The sequence below is a fragment of the Candidatus Dactylopiibacterium carminicum genome, assembly GCF_014736495.1.
Classification (GTDB): Bacteria; Pseudomonadota; Gammaproteobacteria; order Burkholderiales; family Rhodocyclaceae; genus Uliginosibacterium; species Uliginosibacterium carminicum.
Window position 1 is genome coordinate 1 of record NZ_MDUX01000104.1, and the last position, 4,895, is coordinate 4,895.

Below are 4,895 nucleotides of genomic sequence, written 5' to 3' on the forward strand. Positions count from 1 at the left end.
ATGCTCACATCCAGTCGCCCGGCAACGTCCGCAACGCTATGTCCGCGATCGGTCACTTGCTTGACCGCTTCAATCTTGAACTCTTCCGTGTATCGCTTGCTACTCATAGACACCTCCACTTGGTTGCCAGCTTAAGGCTTCGAAGTGTCTAGTGAACCGGGGGCGATTCAGACTGGACTTAAGGGCTAGAATCCAGTCTTCGAAAGACCTTCCAGACCATGCACAAGCTGATCCTTTTCCTTCTGGTGCTTTTCGTGATCTATCGCCTGCGTCGCTGGTGGCTACGCAAGGAGCCAGCGTCGCAAAGCACAGGAACCACTAAGCTTTCTGGTGTTGATCGGGAGCCGGCCGAGCCGATTAGGGCTTGCGTGCGATGCGGCCTGTTGGTCCCTGAAAGTGAAGGGGCGTATGCCGCTGGCAAATTTTACTGTTGCGCCGAACATGCGCAGCAGGAACGGTGAAACAAGCTGTGCCCGCCATTCTCCACGCGCTTGAGCCGGGGCTGGCGCGCAGCGTATCCATCCGCTATTTCAATCTTTATCGGGTGCTGGTAGCCAGTGCCTTCGTGATCTTCGGCGGCATCTTCAGTTTCGGACGGGAAGCTCCGGGCTTATTCCTGGTGGCTGTAGTGGCCTATTGGGTGATGGCTTGCGCGTTCTTCCTGCTGCACGCAGGCAGCAGCGAATACGGTGAGCGGACATTGGGTCTGCAAGTCGGTGTCGACATCCTGGTGCTGGCGGTTTTCATGTATGCCAGCGGCGGCTTCCGTAGCGGTGTGCCTTTCCTGATGATGACTTCTATTGCCGGCGCCGGCCTGGTTGGGCAAGGGCGTATGGCCTTGGGGGCTGCGTCGTTGGCGACCATCACCGTTTTGCTGGACCCGTTCTGGAGGTTCAGTGCCAATCGTCCTGGGGAGGCTGATTATTCTCAGTCGGCGATCATCTGTGTCGGTTTTTTTGCGGTAGCCATCGTGGCGCGCATGCTGGCGCGTCGGGCGCTGGCCAATGAGGCGCTGGCGTTGTCTCGTGGGGCTGATCTGGACCGCCAGGTACGGGTTAATGCGCACGTCATCGAGCGGTTACAGGATGGGGTGGTGGTCGTGACCGAGGGTGGGTTGGTGCGTCAGTTCAACCCACGGGCTGTCAATCTGCTGGGGGTTCCTCTTCAAGTGGGTGAGGGCCTGGCGATTCAGGCGCCGGAACTGGCTCGATGCTGCGAGGGTGAGGATTGCGTACTGCGTGTGAGCCTGGGCGAAGGTGCCGGCCGCACATTGCATGTGCGTCGTGTGCAGCTGCATGGCGGCGAAGATGCCGTGTTGTATATCGAGGATATGGGGCGCATCCAGGCGCGTGCTCAACAGCTCAAGCTGGCTGCGCTTGGACGTCTGACGGCCAATATCGCTCACGAAATCCGTAATCCCCTGTCTTCGGTGTTACATGCCAGCGAGTTGCTGCTTGAGGAGAAGCGTCAGGAAATGCAGGAGCGGCTGATCCGTATCATCCGCGACAACTCGGCTCGTATTGATCGGATCGTGCGTGATGTGTTGGAAGTGGGGCGCCGCGATCGATTGACGCCCGAGCGAATGGATCTGGAGGCATTCTGTCGGGGATTTGTCGAAGAGTTGGCGTTGCAGACGTCGGCCTCAGTGCAACGGATCGAGCTGCGCACCATCCCGGCGATGGTCAACTTCGATCGTTTGCACCTCTATCAGATACTGTCCAATCTGTTTGCCAATGCCATGCGGTATGCCTCCGATGTGCCAGGGGCAATCTGCGTCGTGATCTCCGATGTGGACGAGGTGCATGTGCGGTTAGCCATTCGCGACGATGGGCCGGGGATTTCGGAAGACGACCGTGGCAAGATCTTTGAACCCTTCTTCACCTCGGACCCCCGTGGTACGGGGTTGGGACTGTTTACTGCGCGGGAATTGGCGGAAGCCAATGGGGCAGAGTTGATCCTGGCGCTTGCATCAGGAAGAGGCGCGGAATTTCATTTGCTCATGAGGAGGGCGAGTTGAGCGAAACCAGGGACAGGCGAGCGCAGCAGCGCAGCAGCGATGTGCTGGTCGTCGATGATGAAGCGGATATACGGGAACTCGTGGAGCTCTCGCTGCTGCGCATGGGGCTGGCAGTCGAGTCCGCAGGATCGGTGGCCGAGGCGCTGCGGATGCTGGATGAGCGTCAGTATCGTCTGTGTCTGACCGACATGCGCTTGCCGGATGGCGATGGCTTGCAGGTGGTGCGGCATATCGCGGAGCGCGGAGGGGACCTGCCAGTCGCCGTGATCACGGCCTACGGCAGTATGGACAATGCCGTCGTAGCGCTCAAGGCAGGCGCCTTCGATTACCTGTCCAAGCCTGTTGCACTGGATCAGTTGCGTGCCTTGGTCAAATCTGCGCTGGATGTGCCTAGGGCGAAATCCCGGCAAGGGCAAGGAACTGTCCAATTGACTGGCTCGTCAGCCAGCATGGATCAGGTTCGTTCGATGATTGAGCGCCTGGCACGCAGTCAGGCGCCGGTTTATGTGTCGGGAGAGTCGGGGAGTGGCAAAGAGCGCGCCGCACGCTTGATCCACGCGCTGGGGGCTCGTGCAGATCGGCCTTTCGTGGGAGTCAACTGTGGAGCCATCCCCGAGAACCTCATGGAAAGCGAGTTCTTTGGCTACCGGCGTGGTGCTTTTACAGGTGCTGACAGTGATCGCGAGGGGTTCTTCCAGGCAGCGGACGGCGGTACGCTGTTCCTAGACGAGGTCGCTGATCTTCCGTTGGTGATGCAGGTCAAGCTGCTGCGTGCGATCCAGGAGAAAAGAGTACGTCGTGTGGGGGACACACAGGAGGTCCCGGTGGATGTACGGATCATTTCAGCCACGCATCAGAATCTGCGTGAGCGCGTCGAACAGGGACGTTTTCGTCAGGATCTGTTCTACCGGCTCAACGTGATCGAGTTGAAGATGCCGGCGTTGCGCGAACGGGCCGAAGATATCCCGATGCTGGCGCAAGGCATGCTGGAACGCATGGCCGCTGAAGCTGGCGTGCAGGTTCCATACCTGAGTGACCGGGCATTGACCGCACTGCGCAACTACGCCTTCCCGGGCAATGTACGCGAGCTCGAGAATATCCTTGAGCGTGCGATGGCGCTCTGTCTGGGAGATGAAATCGAAGTCGACGATCTGCAACTGGAGCCTGTCGATTGTGAGGGGGCCGCGAGCATGCCGGCATTGGGGCGAGGGGCTGCCTTGCAGGACTATCTGGATCAGGTTGAACGTGAGGCCATCAATGCAGCCCTGGCGCAGACGGGGGGCAATCGTACCGCTGCGGCGCGGGTACTGGGGGTGACATTCCGATCCTTGCGCTACCGCATGGAACGTCTCGGCATGAATGGAGACAAGCGCGACGATGCAGGGCAGTGAAGCATGTTTCGACGTGGCAGGCTGGCATCTGGGGGCCAGTCGGAGTCCGTCCCCGAATTGCGATGCCTGGCCGGGTGATGTGCAGCCTTGGCTGGTGGTGATTCATGCCATCAGTCTGCCGCCCGAGCAATTCCAAGGCGACGGAGTCGAGGCGCTGTTCACCAACCGTCTCGATCCCAAAGCGCATCCCTACTATGAGGGGATCGCACATCTGCGCGTGTCTGCGCATTTCTTCATCCGTCGTGATGGCAGTCTCATCCAGTTCGTGCCGTTGAGCCGTCGAGCCTGGCATGCGGGAGTCTCCTCCCGTAATGGGCAGGAACGCTGCAATGACTATGCTATTGGCATTGAGTTGGAAGGTTCTGACTTGCAGCCTTTCGAAATGGCGCAATACCATTGCCTGGCGCAGTTGCTAGGGGAACTCTGCCTGGTGCTGCCATTGCGCGATATCTGCGGGCATAGCGACGTTGCGCCGGGACGCAAGACGGATCCCGGCCCATTCTTCAACTGGGAAACACTGCGTGCGCAGTTGCTGGTTCAACACTGCGATGCGTTGGCATCGCGTTGAACATTGGTGTGCTGGATGCAAATAATGCTTGCCTTTATCGCACTCATGGCATAACGATAATGAAACTCATGCGTCGCGCATCCACGTCCTGCTAGTGAGTACTTCAATCCGCTTATCGAAGTCACTGCATCGAGCTGCTCCTCTTGAGCGGCCAAGACGACTCATTCCTGAGCGCGGCGGACTCTTTCTCCTTGCCCCTTTTCACTTTGCGCATCATATGACCGGCATGGCTCTTCGCATGACGTGCATGGTGCGGCTCTCACCATCCGTTTGGCATCCTCGCGGACGGTGTTCGTTGTGTAGTCCAACCTGATCAATGCTTTCCCATGGAGGTGTGAACATGGCAACTCAAACCAAGAAGAAAGCGGACGCCAAATCCGCGGCAGCACCCAAGACCAAAGCAACTAAACCCGTTGCAAGCGTCCCCAAGGCCACCGCGGCTACAGCTAAGGCGAAGCCTGCGAAGGCCGTTGCCAAACCGAAGGCAGCGCCGGTAAGCAAGGTCGCTGCAAAGCCTGCAAGCAAGCCTGCAGCCAAGGTGGGTAAGCCTGTCGCCACGCCAGCCAAGGCCAGTGCAGCAAAGAGCTCGGTCAAACCGGTTGCTGCCAAGAAGGCTGTACCGACCAAAGCGGCCCCTGCCAAGCCTGTGGCGAAAGTTGCAGCTTCCAAACCGACGGGTGCTGCAGCCAAGGCAGCAGGCAAGACGAGTGCAAGTAAGACTCCAGTGAAGGCCGCGGCCAAAACCGCCACCAAGGCTGTTGTATCCAAGGCCGCTCCTGTCAAGGCAAAGGCTGCAGTCAAGCCGGTGAGCGCCAAGGCGCCTGCAGCCAAAGCAGCATCGAAGACTGAATCGCCCCGGGTTTCCTAGAGCCTGTTCACAGTATCCGGAATGTGTTTACATTCTGGAATTTGGGTGTGA

Annotated in this window: 6 protein-coding genes; 5 read left to right on the plus strand and 1 reads right to left on the minus strand. The window is 58.9% G+C overall.

The genetic code is table 11. The features are described 5' to 3' along the window. On the minus strand, positions 1-107 hold a 107-nt coding region (locus BGI27_RS17400; RefSeq protein ID WP_141239830.1), incomplete at its 3' end, for a transposase. A gap of 111 nt (positions 108-218) precedes the next feature. On the opposite strand from BGI27_RS17400, the gene BGI27_RS18950 reads away from it, so the two are divergent. The 5 genes from BGI27_RS18950 to BGI27_RS17420 all read left to right on the plus strand — a co-directional run bounded on the left by BGI27_RS18950 (position 219) and on the right by BGI27_RS17420 (position 4,844). Next, positions 219-461, plus strand: a complete 243-nt coding sequence (locus BGI27_RS18950) for a PP0621 family protein (RefSeq protein WP_095530395.1) — start codon at positions 219-221, stop codon at positions 459-461. After that, positions 458-2,017, plus strand: a complete 1,560-nt coding sequence (locus tag BGI27_RS17405) for a sensor histidine kinase (RefSeq protein WP_095530396.1) — start codon at positions 458-460, stop codon at positions 2,015-2,017. The genes BGI27_RS18950 and BGI27_RS17405 overlap by 4 nt, the downstream gene beginning before the upstream one ends. Continuing rightward, positions 2,014-3,408, plus strand: a complete 1,395-nt coding sequence (locus tag BGI27_RS17410) for a sigma-54-dependent transcriptional regulator (protein ID WP_095526041.1) — start codon at positions 2,014-2,016, stop codon at positions 3,406-3,408. Before BGI27_RS17405 ends, BGI27_RS17410 begins: the two co-directional genes overlap by 4 nt. Next, positions 3,395-3,976: a 1,6-anhydro-N-acetylmuramyl-L-alanine amidase AmpD gene (gene ampD / locus BGI27_RS17415; RefSeq protein WP_223871894.1), complete on the plus strand. Its 582-nt coding sequence runs from the start codon at positions 3,395-3,397 to the stop codon at positions 3,974-3,976. The genes BGI27_RS17410 and ampD overlap by 14 nt, the downstream gene beginning before the upstream one ends. Before the next feature lie 340 nt (positions 3,977-4,316). Further along, positions 4,317-4,844, plus strand: a complete 528-nt coding sequence (locus tag BGI27_RS17420; RefSeq protein ID WP_143311275.1) for a hypothetical protein — start codon at positions 4,317-4,319, stop codon at positions 4,842-4,844. Positions 4,845-4,895 lie beyond the last annotated feature (51 nt).